The following is a 22,045-nucleotide window of genomic DNA, read 5'->3' on the forward strand; positions in this document are numbered from 1 at the left end:
CGCCGCCGGGCTCGCCGGCACCAAGGCGATGGAACAGGTGGCCAGCCGCCTCATGGCCCTGGAGTCCGAAGCCGACCAGCAACGCGAGCAGGCCGTGGGGCCGGGCCCGCCGTTCGTCCTCGCCGCCCGCAACCTCGCCCAGCGCGTCCTCGGCGTCGATCCCGACGAGGACCAGCAGAGCAAGGCCGGCATGATCCTGCACTACGGCGCAGGGCTCGCCTGGGCGCCGCTGTACCAGCAGCTGCGCCGCCGCACCGGCATGGGGCCCGTCGCCGCCGGCCTGGCGACCGGCGCGTCCCAGTCACTGCTGCTCGACGAGGTCGTCACTCCTGCCATCGGCGCGAGCGCCCCCAACCGCGACTATCCCGTGTCCACCCACCTGCGCGGCCTCGCCGCCCACCTGGCCTACGGCCTCGCCATCGCCGCCGTCACCGAGTTCGTCTGGAAGGCCACCGGCGCAGTCACGCGGTAACCACCGCCGCACCCGTCCGGCCGCCTGCCAGACTCCGGTCGTCCCGACCCCGGTCGAAGGCCGCCCCATCGAGCGTCTGCGCGTCATCGAGCACAACCTGGCCCCGCTGGTGGTCATCACGGCCGTGGCTGGCCTGGCGATCCCCGCGGTCGGTGTCTGGCTCAGCGGATGGGTCACGCCGCTGCTGGCGCTGCTCATGCTGTGCGTCAGCCTGACCTTCGACCTCGCCGAGCAGCCTCGACATGCCTGGTTGGCGGCTACCGGTACGGCCGGACGCCGGGGTCCTGCGCGGATGAGGCCTGGGAGTGCGGCGGATCCCACAAGGTCGCGACGGCAGCCGGAACCGCCGTCGTGCGGCGACTATCGGACGTTGTAGACGTGCAGGGGTCGGCACGAATCGGTGAGAAGACCGGGCCGTCGGGCGTGGTGCGCCACCGGGGGTTGTGCGCGATCTCCCAGGAGTGGCCGACGCTTCCATGCCCCCGCCCCCGCTCAGGATCCCATGCGCAGACTGTAGGCAGGAATTGGCATCCACCGCGCCTGTGCTTACGCCGCCGCGTCGGCGACATTGCCTCCCGGCGATCGGAGGCCAGGGGTTGTCGCCGCAGCGGCGTGCAGGCAGGCTGGTCGCCGTGCTGGTGCTGTGGGAGGTACTGACAGAGTTCGCCGCAGCCGTCGCCCGTGGGGACAAGTCCTGGTGGCCCCTTGTTGCCTCATTCGCGGTTGTAGCCGGGGCCGTCGTCGGTGTGCTCTGGCTACTGTAGGTCAGCATCGGGCGTTCCCTCGCGGGTGCCGCCCGCGCTGGTCGGGTTCCGCGACGGAGGCATCAGACGTCGCGGGGACGGGAGGCAGAAGGCAGATAGGACAGGTCTTTGGCGACCAGATGCTTGGGCCTCAACCTAACGAACTGGGTCCCCGCCCAGGGAGGCGCGTCGACGTCGAACCGGTCACGGTCCCAGCTGCTGGGATCCTCACCGAGATATCGGGCCAGTTTGCGTCGCGCCCGGTGTGCATCGTAGGAGTTCAGCTCGGCGCGTCCTCGAGCCAGCACCTGCTTGACATGTCCGCGGGCGAGGTCGCAGGTGTCCACGGTGAGTGCGACACGCGGATCACCCGTGAGTTCGCTGGCCAGACTCGACCACGGCCCGGTAAGCCACCAGAACGACCCGTCTTCCCACAAGTACCAGACCGGCCGCAAGACGGGACCTTGTTGCCCGATGCTGCCCACTCGTGCGGTGAGGGGTTGCGCCAGGAAGTCGTCGACGTCGAAGTCGAAGCGGTCCATGAACATCTCCAGCCCGGAGGGCACCAGGGCCTGCGTGACCCTACTCGACCGCGCTCTACTTCGAGCGGTGGACTCCGAGAGAGCATCGGCAGGCCGAGGCGTTATTCCACGTGGCCAGACGCACTGGCCGATGCGATCCTTCGCCAGCAAGGACCGCGTCGATGGTTACGGTCGACATCCGGCGCTCCCACCCTGGCTCGTGATCTGGAAAAGGGCGAGACATCCCATGGTCCGGGCGCAATGTCGCAGGGTTCGTAGATCCCCGGCTCCCGTACGGTTGGCCGGACCTTCCGGGATGCTCGGCTACGGGGATCTGACGCCCGGTGGCTCCCGGCCGGGGGGCCCCTCACGGGCAGATGGCCGGCAGACGAGTAGAGGGGTGCTGCCCAATGCAGCGGTTACCGAGCGAGCCTGAGGACCGTGGGCCTGATCCTGGGACTGCGCCGTCGCGGCAGTTCGAGGGTGATTTGGCGTCGGGTCGCCAGGGCGTGGGTGGCTGCGCGTCGCCAGTCGCGGTGAGCCTCTGCGCGTTCGAGTCGCTGGACCCGGAGCTGCTCAGGGCCGGCGGGTCCCAGCCGCGGAAACAACAGTCGCGGCGATCCGTCCGCCATGACCTGCGTGAGTGGCGTGCAGGGGTTGCCGGGCGCGTTCGAGGTCGCTGGGGTCGAAGGGTGGCGGGTTGTCGAGAACGGCTTGCTGGCGGGCGTCGAGTTCGGCGAGGGTCTGGTCGTCGAGGTCGTCGAGGTCGCGGAGGCGACGGGCGAGGCAGCGGTCGGCTTGCAGGGAGGCGTGGTCCCAGGCGGCCCGTGCGTCGGCGGGAGCCAGGCGAGCGGTCCCCGTGGACGTGGTGCGGGGGTTGCGCCGAGGACCCCGAGCCGCCAGTGCAGGACAGCGGCGGCGGAGCGGGCGTCACCGATCGGGCGCATCGTGATCGCTTCGTCGACGAGGGCTGCGGGTCGGGCCGGCCGAGGGCAACCTCGCGAGCGCGGCTGATCAGGCTGGGCCACTGCGGATCCTCGGCTGCTGCGCCGAGCCCGCGTGCGGTCAGGGTCTGGTGGAGCCACTGATCGGTGGCGCTGCGGGCGGCGTCCTCGAAGACCGCGCCGAGCTGCGCCAGGGAGGTGATGTCGCGCGGCGAGCCCTCGATGACCTGGTGCGCGGCGAGCCGATCGGGACCCGTGCGCCCGAGGACCCGCGAGAGGACCTTCTCTGGGGGCCGGTAGGTCGTGATGGTCGCGGACGACGTCGCCGTCGGAGTCGACCACGACCCACAGGTGGTTGCCGTTGCGTCGGGCAGGTGATCGTGGACCCGTCGGTGTGGCGGCACACGTCGGCGGCACCATCCGGATATGTCTGGATGACGGTCCACACCGGTTGACGACCCAGCTAGCGCGAGAGGCGCGGCCGATGCGGTCGCCGAACGGGCAGGCGCGCACGCGCCCGCCCTTGCCGAGGACGGTCACCACGTCCAGGTCGAGGTCGACGCGCTCGACGGTCAGCCTGGCGACCTCGGACAGCCGCGCGCCCGTGTCGAACAGCAGCCGCGCGCCCGTGTCGAACAGCATCCGCACGAGCGCGGCGTCACGGCGCCCGACGTACGTCTTGGCCTTCAGGTGTCGAGCACGGCCCGCACCTGGTCGACGCTGAGCACGTCGACCGGCTGCTCGGCACATGTACGCGCATTGTGCCCATGGGCGAGGTGGGCAGCTCTCCCTCGTCGACCAGCCAGTTCAACCACGGCTGCAAACTGCGCTGTACTGCCCCGACCGCAGCCCTCGACATGACGAAACTCCCTCCTCAGAGGGGGTTTGCGCGCCGGGGAGGATTTGAACCCCCGACCTTCTGATCCGTAGTCAGACGCTCTATCCACTGAGCTACCGGCGCGGGCGCGCCCATCGTAGCGTGGCCGGTCGCAGGGTCCAACCGGGGCTAGCGGTGAGGGGCGTAGACGGTAAGAGGCTCGGGGGCCTTCTCGATCGTGAAGGCGGCCGCGCAGTCGAACGGCTCGCCGTCGCGGGTGACCCGCAGCGGCCCGGTCAGCGAGCGGATGCGGACCTCCCGCTGCAGCGACCGCCGGTACACGCGGCTGCGCTCGAGGGTGCCGGTGGCCACGGCGAGCAGAAGGCGGGCGCGCGCCCAGCGCGGCTCGGCATCGACGATGCGCACGTCGAACAGCCCGTCGGCAAGGCGACGGCGCCAGGCGGGGGCGACCCCCGAGCCCTCGTAGCGGCAGTTGCCGACGAAGACCAGCCACGCCGAGCGCTGCTCGCCGTCCATCTCGAGGCGCAGGGGGCTGCGGCCCCGCAGCGCCTGCACGACGGCGAGGAGCATCGCGGGCCACTCCCCCACCCGCCGGCGCAGCCGCGCCCGCTCGTCGACGAGCCGCGGGTACACCCCCATGCAGGCGACGTTGCAGAACGGCCGGCCGTCGACCGTGGCGAGGTCCACGGTCATCCGCTCGCCCGACTCGACCGCCCCGGCGACGTCGGCGACGCCGCCGATGCCGAGGTCGCGGGCGAGGTGGTTGAGCGTGCCCGCCGGCACGACGACGAGCGGGCGGGCGGTGTCGTGCGCGACCGCCGCGGCGGCGTTGACGGACCCGTCGCCGCCGGCGACGCCGAGGGCGCGCGCGGTCGCCGTGTGTGCGCGCAGGACCGCGGTGAGGTCGTCGCCCTCGCCGATCTCGACGACCTGGGCGGCCGGCAGCTGCTCGGCGAGCTCGCCGAGGGGGTCCGGGCCGAGGGCAGGCCCGGCGGCGGGGTTGCCGACCACGACGAGGCCTTCCCCGCGCGGCAGCGGCGCGGGGTCAAGTCGCGCCTCGGGCGGCACCTCCTGCTCCTCGGCCGGCGGGGTGGGCACCCAGAGCCCCCGCGATGCCCAGGCGATGCCGGCCCCGATCGCCGCCCCGGCGAGCACGTCGCCCGGGTAGTGCACCCCGGTGTAGACGCGCGAGGTGGCGACCGCCGCCGCGAGCGCCGCAATGGGGGCCGCGAGGCGCGGCTTCTCGATCGCGACCCCCGTCGCGAACGCCGCTGCCGACGCCGAGTGCCCCGAGGGGAACGACGTGGAGGTGGGCAGGCGCGCGAGTCGGCGAACCTCCGGCACGATGCCGATCGCCGGGCGCGAGCGCCGGGCGAGCAGCTTCGCGGGCAGGTTCACCACCGCGGAGGTCACCGCGAGGACCACGACACCCCGGGCGGCTGCGCGCCGCCCGAACCGACCACCGGCTGCGGCGAGCACGGCTGCGGTAACCATCCACAGCACCGAGTGGTTCGCGGCGCGGCTCAGGCGCGGCAGCACCGCGTCGAGTATCGGAGCGTTGCGGCGCGCGACCCAGCGGAACGCGGCGACGTCGGCGCGCTGGAGGGCAGCCGGTACGCGCCCGCGCAGGCCGGGGCGCATGACGAGCTCGGGCCCCGGGCGGGCTGCGCGACGGCGGGGCACCGCCGCCTCGCTCAGCGCCGCCACACGCGGGCCGGCTCCCGTGGCGGCAGCGGGCGCAGCGTCTCCCACCGGCGCCGCCAGTCGGCCACCTCGGGCCCCGACGGGGAGGGGATGGCGCCCTCGGCGTCGCTGCGCAGCGACGCCCACCAGCCCGCGTCCTCCTCGTGCAGGCCTCGCGCGACCGCCTGGACGAGGCGCACGGTGAGCTCACGGGGCCGCTCGTCGGGGCCCGGGTACACCGGTGGCCCGAACCGCACCGCGAGCGGCGGGCGGCCGGGCCTCGCCCACGACCGGCCGCGCGGCATGGCTGCGTGCGTGCCGCGGATCGCGACGGGCACGGCGGGCACCCCGCGGTCGAGGCACAGCCGCGCGGGGCCGTGGCGGAACGTGCGCAGCCAGCCGTCCGGGGACCGGGTGCCCTCGGGGAACAGCAGCAGGCTCCAGCCGTCGTCGATGAGCTCGCGGGCGGTGGAGGCGGCGCGCTTGCCGCCCCGGCGCTCGACGGGGAAGGCGTTGAAGGCGAGCGCCGTCGCCGCCGCCCGCCAGCGCGCGTCGAAGAAGTAGTCGGCTGCCGCGCCGACCGCCGTGCGTTCCCGCCAGCGCAGCGGCAGGGAGCACAGCACGAGCGGCGCGTCGAGGTGACTCGAGTGGTTGGCGACGAAGATCACCGGGCCGCGCACCTCGTCGAGGCGGTCGAGGCCCTCCACGCGCGGACGGGTCTCGCGCCACACGAGCGGTCGGAGCAGGAACCGCTGCACCCCCTCGCGCGCGACGCAGCCCGCGGTCGTGCGCGCCCAGGCGGTGGGGAACTCCCGCGGCTCGGGTTCGGGCGTCCACGGCTCCGCCGAGCGGGGGGTGAGCGACCGCCGGGTCCAGCGCCACCCGCGGGCCACCTGCTCGATCTCGCGTGCGAGGCTCATCGCGTGTCCCCTCCCGTCATCGCACGTCCGCGAGCGTGAGCGGCGGCGAGTGCAGGTAGGTGATCCGCGGCGAGCGGCCCACCGTGTCGGAGGCCATCTCGAGCGCGTCGGCGAACGTCGACGCGGTCCGGAACCCCATCCGCGCCACCGCCCGCCGGTCCGCGCCGACGAGGATGACGTCGCCGACGTGCTGCAACGCGTGCGCGCCCCAGTACCACATGTAGAACGGGTGGACGCCGTGGTAGGCGTAGGAGTTGCGGTAGAGGTGGATGTACCACGGGTCGGTGGCGTAGCGCTGCTCGAACTTCGTCTCGATCGTCGCGGGGTCGGTCGTCTCCGCGAGGACCTCGTCGAAGAAGTCGACGTAGCTCGGGTGGTGCACCTGGTGGAACTCCCACGGCGTGGGATGGAACAGGACGAGCGTGCCGCCTTCGCGGACCATCGGCTGGCCGCGGTACATGTTGAAGTAGTAGCCGAGCCCGAGGCACATCACGAGGATCGGGTTCATGATCGAGTTCACGTTGTACGGGCAGATGAACGGCAGCCCGAAGACGAGCACGTCGGCCTGCCCGTCGACCTCGACGAGCTGCTGGCGGTGGATCTTGGCGAGCGTGCGCTGGTGGACCGGCTCGGTGGCGCCCGCGTGGACGCCCGTCACCCCGTAGGGGGCGGCGACACGCTGCCAGACCTTGCGGCGCAGGGACGCCGGCGCGAGGTCGTTCGCCCGCTTGGCCGCGAGGTAGCTCGCCTGGTCGCGCAGCGACCACTCCCACTCGCGCTTGTTGAGGAACCCGAACTCCGCGGGGAACGTGTCGTTGTTGAGCGTCGTCTCGATCGTGAAGATCCGCACGCCGCTGTCGGCGAGGAGCTTGCCCATGCGCGCGTACGACGAGTGCATCGCCGAGTTCGGCGGGTCCATGAACGACCTGGAGCGCTGAAGCGTGTGCACGTTGTGGTGGGGGCGCAGGCTGCGGTAGCTCGCGAGGCCCACCGGCACGGACTTGTGGCCACCGCTCATCGGCACGAGGTTGACGTTGACGTAGACGATGAGGTCACTTGACGCCGCCCGGCGGTTGATCTCCACCGTTTCGCCGTGGTCGGTCTCGCCGACGTGGGTCAGCCCGCCGGGATCCTCGGCGTCGTGGTTGCGCAGGTGGTCGGGCCAGAACGAGCGGAACACCCGCTCGCCGAGCATCCGTTTCAGCTCGGCCGGCGTCATGCGGCGGTGCAGCGCGTTCGCGGCGACGAGCTCGACGTCGTCGACGCCCGCGGCGGCGGCGCGCTCGAGCACCGCCTCGATGACGCGTTGGCGCACGTCGGGCGTCACCATCTGCGGCAGGGGGATCGACAGGTCGTCGAAGACGATCGTGAGGCGCATGTCGGCGAACAGCAGCTCGTCGAGCGGCTCGCTGTCGAGCGGGTGATCGAGGGCGTGGCGGATCGCCGCGCCGACGTCGCGGATCCCCGGCAGCGAGTCCGGCGGGTAGAGCACCCGCGTGCCCAGGGGGAAGGACTCGAGCCCGAAGCCCTCGCCACGGTGCACGACGAGCGGCGGGGTGCGCTCGTCGACCTCGAGCACGAAACCAGGTCGGGACATGGGGTGGCTACTCCTCCTGGGGGGCGAAAGCGATCTTCAGCGCGCCGAGGCGCCCTGCGGCGAACGCGTGGTCGATCGCCTCCCGCCAGCGCTGCAGCGGATAGGTGGCGCTGACGACGCCCTCGAGGGGGGCCTCGGCGGCCAGCGTCATCGCGGCGGCGAAGTCCGACCCGCGCCCGGGTGCCTCCCCGGTCGTGGCTGCGGGCTCGTGCTCGGGGGTGTGCGCGTGCCCCGAGGTCCCGCCGGTTGCGTACGCACCGACGAGCTCGAGCTCGCGGAACCACACGGGCGTGAGGTCGGCCCGGGCGGTCGGCAGGCCGGCGAGCACGACCCGCCCGCCGGCGCGCACGGTGCGCAGCGCGAGGTTGAGCCCGCCCGACGCGCCCGTCGCCTCGAACGCGACGTCGGCCCCGCCGAGCAGGTAGTCGCTGCCCCGCTCGGGATGCAGCAGGAACGCCTGGGACGACCGACGCAGCGCCTTCACCGCACGGTCGGGCGCGACCACGTCGGTCGCCCCGAACACGGCGGCGAGCTCACGCTGGCGGTCGTGCTTCGCGACGACGGTGATCTCCGCCGCCTGCGTGAACGCCCGTATCGCGAGCAGCGTGAACAACCCGACGGTGCCGGCGCCGACGACGAGGACGGCGTCGCCCGCGCCGATGCGGGCACGCCGCACGGCGTGGACGGCACAGGCCAGCGGCTCGACGAGCACCGCCCGCTCGTCGGACAGCGAGTCGGGCACCCGGTGCAGCTGCTCGCGGTGGGCGACGAGGCGGCGACTCCATCCCCCGCCGGTGTCCGCGCAGTAGCCCGTCTGCAGCCCCGGGGCCACGTGGCCGACGGTCACGCGGTCGCAGCGCCCCTGCTCGCCGGCGGCGCACGAGCTGCACGGGCCGACGCCCCGCGGCCCGCACGACAGCACGGGGTCGAGCACGACCCGCGTGCCCGCGGCCAGCCCGTCGAGGTCCTCGAGCAGCTCGCCGACCACCTCGTGGCCCGGCACGAAGGGCATCGAGACGAGCGGGGAGAAGTAGAACGACGACTGCCCCGACAGGGTGGCGAGGTCCGAGCCGCAGATGCCGGCAAGGCGTGGGCGCACCCGCGCCCACCCCGGGCCGGGCAGGCGCGGCTCGTCGCGGTTGACGAGCCGCAGCGGCGCGACGGGGCCCGCGAGGGCACCGGGGAGTCGACCCCCGACCGCCTTCGCGGCGAGGTAGCGCGACGTCGACCGGTACAGCTCCAGGGACAGCGTCACACCGGCACCTTCATCCCGGGCAGGGCGAGCCGGGGCGTGCCGCCGGAGTTCGGCCACTCCTCGACCGGCCAGCGCCGGCGGCGCGCGACCCGGTAGAGGCCATGGTCGGGGTTGACGGCCACGGGGTTTCCGACGGCCTCGAGCAGCGGCAGGTCGGAGTGACTGTCACCGTAGGCCCAGCTCGCCGTGAGGTCGTCGCCGGCCGCGCCGGCGCGCCGCCGCAGCCAGGCCGCACGGGCCTCGCCGACCAGCGGGGGCAGGGACAGGTAGCCGGTGTAGACGCCAGCGGGGTCGACGGCGAGGCGGGTGGCGACGACCTCGTCGAACAGCGGGCGCAGCGGCTCGACGAGCGGCTCGAGCGCCCCGGTGACGAGCACCGTGCGATGCCCGACGGCGCGGTGGTGGCGGACCCGGCGCACGGCGGCCGGGGCGGCGCGACGGAGCATGAGGTCGGCGACGTGCTGCTCGACGAGGCGCGCGAGACCCTCGACGGTCGCCCCCTCGTAGTGGCGGTAGAAGGCGCGGAGGAACTCGCCGCGGTCGCGGCGGTCGGCGGCGAGCAGCCCCGGCAGGGCGCGGGCGATCCCGGCGAGTTCGCTGGGCCACGCCCGCTGCGGCAGCTCGGCGAGGCGCAGCCAGACGTAGGACTCGACGACGTTGGACGACAGGATCGTGCCCTCGAGGTCGAAGACGGCGAGCACGCCGTCGCCGCCGCCGGCCGGCTCGGGGCTGCGGGCGCGGCGCGAGCGGGGGCGGTCCTGGCGCAGCGCCGCGCTGACGGCCGGGCAGTGCACGTCCTCGAGGTAGTGGCGCCAGTCGATGTCGCGGGCGTCGAAGCCGAAGGCCTCCTGCTCGCCGGGGGGCAGCGAGCGGTGCAGGGCCGAGGCGGCGTCGTCGGTGTAGCGGACCTCCGCCTCGGTGTAGGAGCCGTAGAGGTCGGCGTAGCGGCGCATGAACTCGACCCGGCGGCGCTCGCGGTGAACCTTCGTGAGCCACTCGCGGGTGCGCGCGGAACGGGGCACGCGCTCGAGGACGCGGTCGGCCACCTCGACGAGCTGCTCCCCGGTGCGCAGCAGCCGCTCGACGCGCACCCGGCCGGGGAAGCGCCACTCCGGTAGTGCGACGGCCCCCCGGTCGCTGTCGGGCAGCGGATCGCGTTCGAAGTAGGCGCGCACATGGTCGTAGAGCTCACGGAAGGCGAGCGGGTTCCGGGCCCCCGACGAGACGTGGTAGTAGGCGGGACGGGCCGGTTCGGGCGGACTGGCGGCCGCGGCGATGAGCGCGTTGGCGACGAAGTCGACCGGGATGATGTCGATGACCCCGTCGGGCACGGCCGGGAACTCGGGCAGGGCGCCCCGGCCGTAGGCGAGGATGATCGGCTCGGCCATCTTGAAGCCCTCGATCCACCCCGGGTAGGGGTGGCGCAGGGCGCTTTCGACGACGGAGGGCCGCACGATCGACAGAGGCAGGCCGCCCTCGGCGGCGAGCTCCTCCACCGCCCGCTCGCCGAGCGCCTTCGTGAGGGTGTAGACGTCGGGCCACCCGAGGCTTGCGGCACGCGCCCGCCCGTAGTCGACGAGGCGCTCGGTGACCTGATCGCGTCGGCGGCGCTCCGCGTCGGTCGCGACCGCCTGCGGGCCGGCGCGCCCGTGCTCCCGGCGCGCCGCCTCCATGCAGCGGTCGAGGACCTCGGGGCGGCGGGAGGCCCGCTCGACGTCGGCGCGGGCAGCGAGCGCGGCGTCGAGCTCCACGCGCCAGTCCGCGTCGTGGTCGAGGCTCGTCTCGTGCACCACCCCCTTGCGGACGCCGGCGACGTAGGCGGTCGACACGTGCACGAGGTGGGCTGCCGGGCTTGACCGCGCGACCGCCTCGTAGAGCCCGATCGCACCGGAGACGTTGACGGTGAACGCCTCGTCGATCGGCGGGTCGAAGCTGACCGTCGCCGCGCAGTGGATGACCGCGGCGAGGTCGGGGGGCAGCTCGGGGGTCTGCGGACCGATGCCGCCCTCGACGACGATGACGCGCTCGTCGAGGGTGCGGGCGACCTCCTCGTCGCCGACCCGCTGCCGCCAGCTCGCGAACGCCGGCTGGTCGAGCAGGCGCTCGAGGCGCTGCCGGCCGCTGCGGCGGGCACGGGGGCGGACGAGCACCGCGACCTCGGTGTCGGGCAGGTCGGCGAGCAGCCGCTCGACAACCGCCTGGCCGATGAACCCCGTCACGCCGGTGACGAGGACCCGCTTTCCCCCGAGCGCCTCCTGGATCACCGCCTTCCTCCTGCCGTGAGCGGTCCCCCGGCAGCCTCGCGGGTGTTGACGCCTGCGTCAATTCCCTGCGCACGTGGGTAGTCTCCCGCGATGCGCATCGGAATCCTCACCGGCGGCGGCGACGTCCCGGGACTCAATCCCTGCATCAAGGCCGTCGTGACCCGCGTGATCGACGACGGGCACGAGGTCGTCGGCATCCGCCGCGGGTGGGCCGGCCTGCTCGAATGCGACCTCGACGACCCCGACACCGTCGCCCGGCACACCGTGCCGCTCGACCGGGGGCGGGTGCGGACCGTCGACCGGAGCGGCGGCACGTTCCTGCACTCGTCGCGGACGAACCCCGCCAAGGTCCGCAAGGACGAGGCCCCCGCGTTCCTGGGGCTCGACGGCGACGGGCCGTGGGACGCAACCGCGCACGTGCTGGCGGTGCTCGACCGCCTGAGGATCGACGCGCTCATCCCCATCGGCGGGGACGACACCCTGTCCTACGCGCTGCGCCTGCACACCGAGGGCGTGCCGGTCGTGGCGATCCCGAAGACCATGGACAACGACGTCCACGGCACCGACTACTGCATCGGCTTCTCGACGGCGATCACCCGCAGCGTCGGGTTCATCCACTCGCTGCGCACCTCCGCCGGCTCCCACGAGCGGCTCGCCGTCGTCGAGCTCTTCGGCCGCTACTCCGGCGAGACCTCCCTGATCGCCGCCTACCTCGCCGGCGTCGACCGCGCCGTCATCAGCGAGGTGCCCTTCGAAATCGAGCGCCTCGCCCGCCTGCTCTGCGGCGACCGCTCCGCCAACCCGTCGAACTACGCGATGTGCACCATCTCCGAAGGCGCACAGATGCTCGGAGGCGAGGTCATGGTCACCGGTCGCGAAGACGCCTACGGCCACCGCAAGCTCGGCGGGATCGGCGCGGTCACCGGCCAGGTCCTCGCGGAGATCACCGGCGAAGGGGTCATCACCCAGCAGCTCGGCTACCTCATGCGGTCCGGGGCGCCCGACTCCCTCGACCTCATGGTGGCGACCAACTACGCGGTCATGGCCGCCGACCTCGCCGTCGAGGGCTCGCGGGGGCGCATGGTCGCGCTGCGCAACGGCACCTACACGAACGTGCCCATCTCGGTCACCGGCGAGGGCGCCAAGCGCGTCGACGTCGACGCGCTGTACGACGTCGACAACTACCGGCCGAAGGTCCGCCACGTCGGCGGCAAGCCGATGTTCCTGTACTGAAGGCCGGCGCCCCGGTTCACCACCGCCTCGGCGGACCCGGCTCAGGTTGCAGCATCGGTCGCGCGTCATGCGACCCAACCCTGCCAGCCGCACCCCGCTCCGCCGCAGCCGCCAGCCCCGGCCGTCCGTGCAGGATCGGCCGCCACGCACGACGCTACGGTGGCCCCCAGTCCCGTCCCCACGAACGCTCTGGACCGCCTGTGCCCGCCGCGCCCACCACCGCCCGCCCCGACCGCCGCCGCGACCGCCTGAGCGGCGCCGCCGCGCGCCACCCCTGTGGCTCATCGCGTTCGGGGTGCTGCTCTACTCGACCGGCCCGGTGTTCGTCGGGGCGTCCGAGGCGTCGGGCCCGGTGTTCAGCTTCTGGCGGCTGTGGATCGGGGCGCCCGTGCTCGGACTGCTCACGGCGCTGCACGTACGGGCGGGCGGGCGCTGGCCGGACCGTCGGGCGTGGCGGTGGGCCGGCTGGGCGGGGCTCGCGTTCGGCGCCCACCAGCTGCTCATGTTCACCGCGATCAAGGCGACGAGCGTCGTCGACGTGTCGCTCATGAACACCCTCGCCCCGATCGTCGTGGCGCTGGCGGCCGTCCCGCTGTTCGGGGAGCGACCGGGCTGGGCCTTCAGGACCTGGACGCTGCTCGCGATGGCCGGGGCAGCGGTCGTCGTGGTCGGCGCGTCCGCCGGACCCGAGGGCGACCCGGTGGGCATGGCCATGGCCATGGGCAACGTCGTCGCGTTCGCGGGCTTCTTCCTGCTGTCGAAACTGGGACGCGACCACCTCGACGTGCTGCCGTTCCTGTTCGGCACGATCGTCGTGGCGGCGCTTGCCGTGAGCGGCTACTGCCTGCTCGCAGGTGAGCCGCTGGGGACGGTGAGCGGGCGCGACCTCGGCCTCGCGGCGGCGACCGGCCTGGGGCCCGGCATCGTCGGGCACTTCGTCATGACGTGGCCGCTGCGTTGGGTGGCGGCCAACGTGCCGCCGGTCATGAAGCTCGCCCAGCCCGTCGTCGCGGGACTCCTCGCCTGGTGGCTGCTCTCCGAGCCGATCGGCGACACGCACCTCCTCGGGGGGCTGCTCACGCTCGTGGGAGTGGCGGGAGCGGTGGCTAGCCGCCCGGTTGCCGGCGACGCGCCCATGCAAGCGCAGCCGGCGGGGTAGCGGCGGAGGCGGAGGGATTCGAACCCTCGAGGGGTGTTAGCCCCAACGTCATTAGCAGTGACGCGCACTAGACCGGACTATGCGACGCCTCCGAGCGGTCCCAGTGTAGCCACGGCCGCAACGCTCCCATCATCCGCCCTCATGCGCCGAGGCCGGGGTCGGGCAGCCATGGCCCGCTGGGCCGGGTCAGCGGGTGAGGTCGTCCAGCAGGACCGGTAGGACCTGTTCCTCGTGGACGGCGTGGCCTGCGCGGTCCATGGCCGGTACGAGGTCGGGGTCCCAGCAGGCCTCGGCCGGTGTGCCGCGCAGCGGCGTGCCGGGCGGGGCAGCCCGGTAGTCGGCGGCGGTCAGGCGCCACGGCCGTGCCCCGTGGCCGGCGATGACGGTGGTGGCGATGCGCAGACCCGCCCAGTCGAAATCGCCGTGGTAGGCCAGGTGCGCCCCGGTCGCGGCGAGACGGTCGAGCAGGAGCCGGGCGGCGGTGCGGACGTGGCCCTCCACGCAAACCAGCGGTGCGCTGGCCGGTCCGAGGCGGTTGGCAGCCGCGGCGACGACGGTGGGGTTCTCGCAGACGTACACCGCGGCCGGGAGCAGGTCCGGCGGGTCGCGCAGCAGCTGGCGTACCGACAGCCGGTAGGGCTCGCCGGCCTCGGCGTGCACGGCCAGTGCCCGGCCCGCGGTGCCCGCGGGACGGGCGGGCAGGTTCAGGGTCAGCACCGGCGCGCTCAGCTCGTCGCACAGCACGCCGGCGCCGGCCCAGGCGTCACGCCGGCCCCGGGCGCCGTCCCATGCCACGCTTCCTCCTACGGCGGCGGCGGCCCGCACGGCCAGCGTGCCGACGGGCGCGCCGGCGTCCAGCGCGTGGCTGTCCCCGGTCGCCTGCGCGGCGAGCTCTGCGAGAGGCGCGCCGGCGGCGGGTAGACGCGCCGCCACCGCGACGGCCTGCTCGAGCAGGCGGCGCCCCCGCGCGGCGTCCCCGCCCGCGAGGCGGCGCACGAGACCGTCGGCGCGCAGGCCGTCGAGCCACTCCCCCAGCGCCGGATCCGCACCGACCCGGTCCCGGGCGTCGTCCCACAGCCGGTCCCACGCCCGTGCGACCGCGATCTGGCGCGCGCGCTCGTCGGGCACCTGCCCGGTCAGCGCCTCCACGGCCTCGGCCAGCCCGCCGGCCAGGCCCGCGTGGCGCACGACGCCGTCGAGGTCGTCCAGGCGCACGGTCAGGGCTCCGCCGCCGCGGGCGGGGCGGCGTCCGAGGAGCCGGTCCACGGCGTCGCGCTGCGCGGTGGTCGGCGCGTGCAGCGTGGCCGTCCCGCGCAGCGTGCCTCCACCGGCCAGCCGCCGGCGGGCCCGCTGGACGAGCCACGCGAGCGCGGGGTCTGCGAGCGCCTCGCGCAGGCGCGGCAGGTCGGCGAGCGCTACCACGGCCCGCCGGCGCCGTCGCGCGCGGCGCCGTTGCCGTCACCGTTCCCGACCGCTGCGGCGGGGGGCGCCGGCCGGTCGTCGCGGACCCGCTCGCGGCCGTTCCACACCCACCGGGTCACCCCGACCGCGTCGATGCCCGGGCGGGTCGCGAGCTGGTAGATCGCCACGCCCGGCAGGGTGGCGTAGCAGCCCCACTCACGCTCGCTGGTCATGACGAAGTCGAGGTCGAACGCGGCGAGCAGCCCCATGCACTTGCTGCGCATGTCCGCGTCGACGCCGACGAACGCCTCGTCGAGCAGGATCAGGCGCGGCGCGGCGGCGTCGGCGCTGCGGTAGTGGGCGGCCGCGGCGGCGAACTGCGGGACGGTCAGCGCGATCGCCTTCTCCCCGCCTGAGCCGGTCCCGTGGGTGCGGCGGGTCAGGCGCTTCCACTGGCCCTCCTGGCGGCGCTCGACCGCGAAGGTGTGCCACGCCCGGTAGTCGAGCGCGGCCGCGAGGTGCTCGGGCCACGTGCCCGTGTCGTTGGCGGCGCGCACCGCGTCGATCTGGTCCTTCAGGAACCCGCCCAGGGCCGCGCGCTCGTCGGGTGACCAGGTGCCGTCGGTGGCGAGCAGGCGCCTGCGGGCGTCGACCAGTCCGGCGGGCCCGTCGTCCACCGGCCGCCACGCGAACCGCAGCACGAGCCCGGTGCTCATCGGGCGGTCGGCCAGCTCGGCGTTCATCTCCGCGACGAGCCGCTCGCCGCCGCGCAGCAGGTCGTGCAGGTGGGTGGACACCTCGCCGATGAGGTGGTTCTCGAGCACCTCCCGCTCGCGCGCGTCGAGCAGCGACCGGCGGTGGGTCACCTCCTCGGACAGGGCGCGGTGCAGCGCCTCCATGGAGCACTGCCGTCCCTGGAAGGGCACCGTCACGACGAGCACGCCGTCCTCGACGGTGGTCGCCGGCTCGTAGCCGTGCGGCAGGAGCGTGTCGGTCAGCGTCTGGATGTGGCGGTGGATGTCGCGCTGGGTGCGCTGCCAGGCCGCGTCGTCGTCGCCCTCGCCGAGCTCGTCGCGGATCCGCCGCGCGCTGCGCACCGCCCGGTCGGCCGACCAGCCCTCGCCGGCGCCCTCGGCGAGGTCGGCGAGCCCGTCGCCGGCCACCGCGAGCAGTCCCGTCGCGGCGAAGGCCGCGAGGGCGTCGATGGCGGTGGCCCGCCGGCCCTCGTCGGCGGCGAGCTGCTCGCCGTGGGTGGCGATCTGGGTCTCGGCGACCTTCGCGGCGGCGGTGGCCTCGGTGCGCTCCTCCCGGCGGTCGTCGGTCTCGGCGCGGATCGCCTCGGCGCGTGCCCGTGCGTCGGCCAGCCGGGCGAGCACCTCGGAGACCGCCGCCCCGACAGTGGCCTCCAGGGCATCGCGTTCGCTCGCGGCGGCTTGCGCCCGCTCGTGGGCGTCCTGGCGCGACGCGGCGCGACGCCGCTCGGCTTCGGCGGCGTCGGCGGCCTGCGCGGCGGTGGCCGCCGCGGACCGCCGGGCCTGCAGGTGCCCCCGCAGCGTGGGCCACAGCGCCGCCACCGCCTGGCGGTACTCCGCGACTGCGGCGAGCAGCGCGGGCAGGTCGTCGAGGCGGTCGGCGAGGCCGAGGTCGGCGGCGGCGGTGTCCCGTTCGCCGGCGGCGCCGTCGAACTCGCGGCGGCGGGTGGCGACGCGCTGCTCGGCCTCGCCGAGGCGGGCGCGCAACCCGTCGACGGCGTGCCAGGCCGCGTCGATGTCGGCCAGGGCGCGGCGCAGCGGCCCGTCGTCGGGTGCGGCGGCGGCCTCCTCCCGGGCGGTGGTCTCGCGCAGGCCCACGCCGGCGAGCTCGGCGTCGATGTCGGCGACGGTCTGCTCGGCCCGGGCGATGTCCGCGGCGAGCACCTCGAGGCGCCGGCGCCGCGCCGCCTCGCGGGCGCCCTCGCCGATGTGCGCCGCGGCGGGCTTGCCCCAGCGGCCGTGAGCGGGCCCGGCCTGCCAGCTTCCGTCGGCGGCGACCCAGACCGGTCCGCCGTCGGTGGCGGCCTGCTTCCGAGCCGCCCCGCCGCCGCCGAGGCCGATGTGGGACAGCACCGCGGCGACGGCGCCCTCGTCGACCGGGGTGTCGCCGACGGCGGGCACGAGCAGCTCGGCGACGCTGGTCGCGGGGGCGGGGCTCGTGCCGGCGGCGAGGACGGTGTCGTGGTCGCCGGCGGCGTCACCGCCGAGCAGCCGTCCGTCGGGGGTCACCCAGGCGTCGAGCAGGCCGGCGGCCTGCAGCGCGGCCTCCAGCCCGGCCCGGTCGGCCTCGCCGACGCCGGGGCGGAAGTCGCACACCCGCCACAGCGGTGCGCCGGGACGGGCGGCCCGGGCGCCCTCGTCGCGGGTGGCCGGCGCCGGCGGGGGCGCGTGGGCGCCGGTGGCCAGCCGGTCGCGCTCGTCGGTGAGCTCGGCGAGCTGCTCGCGCGCGGTGGCCAGGCGGCCGCCGGCGTCGGCGCGCAGCCCGGCCAGCCGGCCGGTCGCGGTGCGGGCCGCGTCGGTCACGGCGGCGGTCAGGGGGCTCGGGCCCTGCGCGGTGCGGCACCACGTGTCGAGCTCCCACGCGACGTCGTCGGCGTCGGCGGGTGCCAGCTCGGCCAGGTCGCGCGCCCAGACGCGGTAGGCGGCGACGACCTCGGTGGTGGCCTCGCCGAGGCGCTGGCGGGCGGCGGTGTGGGCTTCGGTCGCCTCGTCGAGCTGGCCGGCGAGGTCCGTGGCGGACTGCGTGGCCAGCGCCAGCGCCTGGCGGGCGGTGGCGACCGCGGCGTCGAGGGTCTGCACGTGGCGGACCGCCCGCTCGCGGGTCGCGGCGGCCTGCGCAACCGCGCTCGCAGCGGCCTCCAGGGCACGCCCCCCGGCGTCCTCCCCGGGGCCGTCGGGCAGCGCGAGCGACCCGGTCGCGTCACGGTGGGCCTCGGCCAGCCCCGCGGCGCCGGCCGTCTGCGTCGCGTGCGCGGCGGCCTCGGCCACCCCCGTGCGTGAGGCGTCGGCGGCGTCCATCGCCTCGGTGGCGCCACGGTCGCGCTCGGCCCGGGCCTGCCGGGCCTCGGCGAGCTCGCGGTCGGCGCGGTCGGCCGCCACTGCGCGCTCGTCAGCGTCGCGGCGCACGCGGTCGAGGTGCTCGGCCGAGCGCATCTCCGGGCTGTCGGCCAGGGTGCGCACCGCGGCCTCGGCGGCGCGCTCGTCGACGGCGAGCTCCTCGAGGCGGCTGGTGACCGCGGCCAGCGCCTGGCTGGCGGCGCGCTCGTCCGCCTCGGCCTGGCGCAGCTTGCGCATGGTCGTCTCGTAGACGGCGTGCAGGCGGCGCACGCCGGCGCCGCGGCGTGCGGCGGCCAGGCGGGCGTACGTGCGGTACTCGTCGAGGAACGCGCCCGCCCCAGCGCCGGCGGCCACGAACGCGTCGAGGGCCTCGCGGTCGGCCTCCAGGCTGCGGAACGCGTCGGCGACGTCGGCGATCATCTGCGGGGAGACCGGCGGCAGCGCCTCGGACAGGGCGGCGGACAGCTTGCGCTCGTCGAGCTGGCGCGACAGCTGCGGCTGGCGCAGCTGGATGAGCAGGTTCACCAGCGCCTCGTAGCGGTGCTCACCGAGCCCGAACAGCGCCCGGTCGACCGCGCGGCGGTAGGCCGAGGCGGTGGTGAACACCTCGCCGCGCTCGCCGATCTCCTCGGCGAGGCGGGCCCGGGTCAGCGCGTGGCCCTGCTCGCTCTGCAGGTGCAGGTCGGCGCCGACGCGCTGGTCGGTGACGAAGAACCACCGGCCGTGCAGGCCCTTGCCGGCGATGGCGTGCAGCCCCGCGCCGATCGTGAGGTAGCGCGCCTGCCCGTCGTCGTCGACGCGCCCGAACTCGAGCCACGTGTAGCCGAGCCGGTCGCTGTAGGTGCCGAGCAGCAGGTTCCACTCCAGGCGCTTGGCAGGGTCGCCGTCGGGCTCGACGCGGTGCGGGGAGACCTCCCCGTCGAGCAGGAACGGCAGCTGCAGCGCGAGCACCCGCGACTTGCCGGTGCCGTTGTTGCCGCGCAGCAGCAGGTGGCCCTGCTCGTAGCGGAACTCCTCGTGGTCGTAGCGGTAGAGGTTCAGCAGGCCGCCGCGCAGCGGCTGCCAGCGCTCCCGCTGCGCCGCCGGCAGGGCGGGGGCGTGCCCGTTGGTCGTGGCGAGCGTGGTCACAGCAGCTGCTCCTCGGGTGGACTCTGCAGGGCGTAGCGGGCGATGGCTGCGCGGGGCACGACGCCGTCGGGGGTGCGGCGCACGAGCGCGAGCGCCTCGAGGCGGTCGAGGGTGGCCTCGGCCAGCGCCACGTCGGCGCCGGGCTCGGTGACCGCCTTGCGCCAGTGGGCCTTGTGGCGGGCGATCAAGCGGGCGGTGTGGCGGTGCAGCGCGGCGGGCGCGACGGGGGTGTCGGGGTGGCGGCGGGCGTGGGCGGCGAGGTGCTCGGCGAGCAGGAGCGTGAGGTGGCCGTCGGTGCCCTCCTCGGGCAGGCCCAGGTCGGTGGCGTCGCCGCGCTCGTCGACCAGGGCGATGCCCTCGGCGCGCACCTCGGGCACGAGGCCGGTCGCGTCGGCGATCTCGGTGAGCAGCCGCCCGCGCTGGCGGTGCAGGTAGTCGAGCGTGTCGGCGTCGAGGTCGTCGTAGTACACGACCGGGTCGTCGAGCAGCCGGCGCACGAGGTGGGTGCGCCGGGCGCGGTTGCGCCCGGCGTCGGTGTCGGGCAGCGGCTCGGCCACGATCGCGGCCAGCCGCTCCTCGAAGGTGCCCGCCTCGACCGTGGAGGGCCCGCGGCGCACGGCCAGCAGCCCGGCGAGGGCGGGCCGGTTGATCGTGTAGAGCACGTCGCCGCGCTCTGCGAGGTAGGCCTCCTCGTCGCCGGTGACGCGCACGAGCACCCGCAGGTCCAGCAGCAGGCGCACGACCGCGACGAGGTCGCGGCGCTGGTCGCGGCCGGTCAGGTCGAAGCGGTAGCCGGCGGCGGCGAGGTCCGCGTCGCCGGCGACCAGGGCCATGATCTCGTCCGCGAGCTTGCCGAGGGCGGTCTGGCGCTCGGTGCGCTCGAGCACGGCCAGCGCGAGGCACGCCAGGGCGTAGCGGCGGCGCGGGAACGGAGGGTCGCCGCGGCGGGCGCGGGCCGGGCGCGTCGCGTCGCCGAGGTCGGCGGGGGTCTTGCGCAGGCGCGCGGCCTCGGAGTCCACACGCAGGCTCCAACCCGGATGGCGGGCGAACCACTCCCGCAGCCACCCCGCGTGGCGGCGCACGAGCCCGAACTCGGCGGCCTGTGGCCCGTCCGCGGCCAGCAGCGGGCTGGCCAGCAGCGCACGCAACGCGCGGCGGCGCTCGTCGAGGACCGCGGCGTCGATGCGGGCGCCGAGAGCAGCGGGTGCGGGGGATCGGGTCATGCGCTGGCCCCCACCGGCTCGCGCACGGCCCGCGCGGCGAACGCGTCGCGGATCGTGACGAGGTGCTCGGGGCCGACCAGGCGCCCGGCGCTCGTGGCGATGGTCGCGGTGCCGGCCGCCGGCACGAGGATGATGACGAGGGTCCCGTCGGTCGAGGTCGTCTCGACGGCGTCACCCGGCCTGACCTTGGCCGCCAGGGCCTCGCCGAGCAGGTCCAGGAAGAGGTCGAACTCGCAGGGGTCGAGGTCGCCGAGGTCGGACAGCAGCGTCGGCCGGCCGGTGGCCAGGCGCCGGCGCGCGGCCTCGATCTGCGCGGCCTCGGCCTCGATGGTGGCGGCGATCAACGCCTTGCCGGCGCTGCGGTCCACGACGTCGGCGGGCCGGCCCCGCTTGGCGTGGCGCCCGGAGCGGCGCAGCCGCGGCGACAGGCGCAGGGGCGGCGCGGTCAACCAGCTGGTCTGGGGGGACACGGGGTCGGCGTCGCGCTCGTCGAGGGTGTCGGCGTTGACCTGCAGGTGGCGCGCGGGGGTGAGCGCGAACGCCGCCCGCCACAGGCGGTGGGCGTCGGCGTCGTTGTCGGCCTCGGCGAACCAGCGGGCCAAGGCGCGCAGGTCGGTGAACCGGTCGGTGCGCGTGACCCGCCGGTCGTTGATGGACGCCACGGCCTGCAGGAGCGCGGGGATGGCCGAGCGCGCCCGGGCACGCAGCACCTCGGCCTGCGACGGTGCCGCGCCGCTGCCGATGAACCAGGCCCGCAACCCCGCCCAGCGGCCGCGCCAGCGCTCGACGGCCTCCTCGGCGTCGGCGTCGGTCGGGGCCAGGGCGTCGGCGAGGTCGCGGCGCGCCGCCGCGGTGAGCAGATCCCCGGCGCCGGCGCGCTCGACGCGCTCGATGTGGTCGACGATGTCAGCGGTGGCCATGACGAGCTGGCCGATGAAGCGCTCAAGGTAGTCGATCAGGGTGTCCTTGTAGGCGACGAAGGTCGCCACGTCCACGCCGTGCAGGTCGATGGTGCGCTGCAACCCGGCGATGAACGTCTGCGCCTTCGCGGTCAGCTCGTCGAAGCGGGTCCGCAGCGTCGTCAGGATCCGGTGGACCTTGGCGTCGTCGGGCTCGCCGGCCTCCGCGAGGGCGGCGAGCTCGCCGAGCAGCTCGCGGATGTCGCCGAGGGCGGCGGCCTGCAGCTCGCCGGACTCCGCGACCGCGTCGTGGTAGGTGGCCAGCGCCCGCTCGGCGGCCTCCCCCTCGACGGTCAGCTGGTAGAGGTAGCGGGTGCGGTAGAACTCCTCGACGGTGGCGACCTCGGCGGTGTCGGTGTCCTTGCGCAGGTTGCCCCACTCGCAGAGCTGCAGCAGGCACGTCTCCACCTCGGCCTCGGTCAGCGGTGCGTCGTCGTACAGCGCGCGGGCGACGTCGGCGGGGCGCAGGTGCAGGGCGAAGCGTTCCTTCGCGACGGTGAAGACCCGCATGACCGCCCGGTAGGCCGGGGCCTTGTCGGCGGTGACGTGCGCGAAGGCCGCCAGCCGCCCGTCCTCGCGCTCCCCGGTCATGGTCACTCCCTCGTTCTCTGGTGCC

13 protein-coding genes and 2 tRNA genes are annotated in these 22,045 nt (G+C 75.1%); 3 read left to right on the forward strand and 12 right to left on the reverse strand.

Features of this window, described 5'->3' with window-relative positions; genetic code table 11:
• Window positions 1-472, forward strand: a 472-nt coding sequence (locus VM324_02650; GenBank protein HVL98175.1) for a hypothetical protein, incomplete at its 5' end; no start/stop codon positions are given.
• An 826-nt stretch (window positions 473-1,298) separates the two neighbouring features.
• Here the strand turns inward: VM324_02650 and VM324_02655 are convergent.
• The 7 genes from VM324_02655 to VM324_02685 all read right to left on the reverse strand — a co-directional run bounded on the left by VM324_02655 (window position 1,299) and on the right by VM324_02685 (window position 11,237).
• Complete coding sequence (locus VM324_02655) at window positions 1,299-1,757, reverse strand: pyridoxamine 5'-phosphate oxidase family protein (GenBank protein HVL98176.1); 459 nt, start codon at window positions 1,755-1,757, stop codon at window positions 1,299-1,301.
• Window positions 1,758-3,568: 1,811 nt separating this feature from the next.
• Window positions 3,569-3,641 (reverse strand) — tRNA-Arg (locus VM324_02660).
• A gap of 45 nt (window positions 3,642-3,686) precedes the next feature.
• Window positions 3,687-5,225 carry a phosphatase PAP2 family protein gene (locus tag VM324_02665; GenBank protein HVL98177.1) on the reverse strand — a complete coding sequence of 513 codons (1,539 nt, stop codon included), beginning with the start codon at window positions 5,223-5,225 and terminating at the stop codon, window positions 3,687-3,689.
• The gene (locus VM324_02670) at window positions 5,213-6,121 is read right to left on the reverse strand and encodes a lysophospholipid acyltransferase family protein (GenBank protein ID HVL98178.1); all 909 of its coding nucleotides are present in this window, start codon (window positions 6,119-6,121) and stop codon (window positions 5,213-5,215) included. Before VM324_02670 ends, VM324_02665 begins: the two co-directional genes overlap by 13 nt.
• A gap of 16 nt (window positions 6,122-6,137) precedes the next feature.
• The gene (locus VM324_02675) at window positions 6,138-7,718 is read right to left on the reverse strand and encodes a lactate racemase domain-containing protein (protein HVL98179.1); all 1,581 of its coding nucleotides are present in this window, start codon (window positions 7,716-7,718) and stop codon (window positions 6,138-6,140) included.
• Between the two features lie 7 nt (window positions 7,719-7,725).
• A complete protein-coding gene (locus VM324_02680; GenBank protein ID HVL98180.1) occupies window positions 7,726-8,973 on the reverse strand; it encodes an alcohol dehydrogenase catalytic domain-containing protein in 1,248 nt (415 codons plus the stop codon).
• Window positions 8,970-11,237 carry an HAD-IB family hydrolase gene (locus VM324_02685; GenBank protein ID HVL98181.1) on the reverse strand — a complete coding sequence of 756 codons (2,268 nt, stop codon included), beginning with the start codon at window positions 11,235-11,237 and terminating at the stop codon, window positions 8,970-8,972. The genes VM324_02680 and VM324_02685 overlap by 4 nt, the downstream gene beginning before the upstream one ends.
• Before the next feature lie 90 nt (window positions 11,238-11,327).
• On the opposite strand from VM324_02685, the gene VM324_02690 reads away from it, so the two are divergent.
• On the forward strand, window positions 11,328-12,470 hold the full coding sequence (locus VM324_02690) for a 6-phosphofructokinase (protein ID HVL98182.1): 1,143 nt from the start codon (window positions 11,328-11,330) through the stop codon (window positions 12,468-12,470).
• 67 nt (window positions 12,471-12,537) lie between these two features.
• Window positions 12,538-13,629 carry a DMT family transporter gene (locus VM324_02695; GenBank protein ID HVL98183.1) on the forward strand — a complete coding sequence of 364 codons (1,092 nt, stop codon included), beginning with the start codon at window positions 12,538-12,540 and terminating at the stop codon, window positions 13,627-13,629.
• Between the two features lie 3 nt (window positions 13,630-13,632).
• Here the strand turns inward: VM324_02695 and VM324_02700 are convergent.
• The 5 genes from VM324_02700 to VM324_02720 all read right to left on the reverse strand — a co-directional run bounded on the left by VM324_02700 (window position 13,633) and on the right by VM324_02720 (window position 22,020).
• Window positions 13,633-13,721 (reverse strand) — tRNA-Ser (locus tag VM324_02700).
• Between the two features lie 94 nt (window positions 13,722-13,815).
• Complete coding sequence (locus VM324_02705; GenBank protein HVL98184.1) at window positions 13,816-15,051, reverse strand: TIGR02679 family protein; 1,236 nt, start codon at window positions 15,049-15,051, stop codon at window positions 13,816-13,818.
• Complete coding sequence (locus VM324_02710; protein ID HVL98185.1) at window positions 15,045-19,247, reverse strand: TIGR02680 family protein; 4,203 nt, start codon at window positions 19,245-19,247, stop codon at window positions 15,045-15,047. The genes VM324_02705 and VM324_02710 overlap by 7 nt, the downstream gene beginning before the upstream one ends.
• Complete coding sequence (locus VM324_02715) at window positions 19,244-20,470, reverse strand: TIGR02678 family protein (protein HVL98186.1); 1,227 nt, start codon at window positions 20,468-20,470, stop codon at window positions 19,244-19,246. Before VM324_02715 ends, VM324_02710 begins: the two co-directional genes overlap by 4 nt.
• Window positions 20,467-22,020, reverse strand: coding sequence for a TIGR02677 family protein (locus VM324_02720; GenBank protein ID HVL98187.1), 1,554 nt, complete (start codon window positions 22,018-22,020; stop codon window positions 20,467-20,469). The genes VM324_02715 and VM324_02720 overlap by 4 nt, the downstream gene beginning before the upstream one ends.
• Window positions 22,021-22,045: the final 25 nt, after the last annotated feature.

The sequence above is a fragment of the Egibacteraceae bacterium genome, assembly GCA_035540635.1.
Taxonomy (GTDB): domain Bacteria; phylum Actinomycetota; class Nitriliruptoria; order Euzebyales; family Egibacteraceae; genus DATLGH01.

Coding starts and splice junctions, on each gene's coding strand:
- VM324_02720 (HVL98187.1), bottom strand. CDS start 22,020: ATGACCGGGGAGCGCGAGGACGGGCGGCTGGCGGCCTTCGCGCACGTC.
- VM324_02675 (HVL98179.1), bottom strand. CDS start 7,718: ATGTCCCGACCTGGTTTCGTGCTCGAGGTCGACGAGCGCACCCCGCCG.
- VM324_02690 (HVL98182.1), top strand. CDS start 11,328: ATGCGCATCGGAATCCTCACCGGCGGCGGCGACGTCCCGGGACTCAAT.
- VM324_02695 (HVL98183.1), top strand. CDS start 12,538: ATGCGACCCAACCCTGCCAGCCGCACCCCGCTCCGCCGCAGCCGCCAG.
- VM324_02670 (HVL98178.1), bottom strand. CDS start 6,121: ATGAGCCTCGCACGCGAGATCGAGCAGGTGGCCCGCGGGTGGCGCTGG.
- VM324_02655 (HVL98176.1), bottom strand. CDS start 1,757: ATGGACCGCTTCGACTTCGACGTCGACGACTTCCTGGCGCAACCCCTC.
- VM324_02715 (HVL98186.1), bottom strand. CDS start 20,470: ATGACCCGATCCCCCGCACCCGCTGCTCTCGGCGCCCGCATCGACGCC.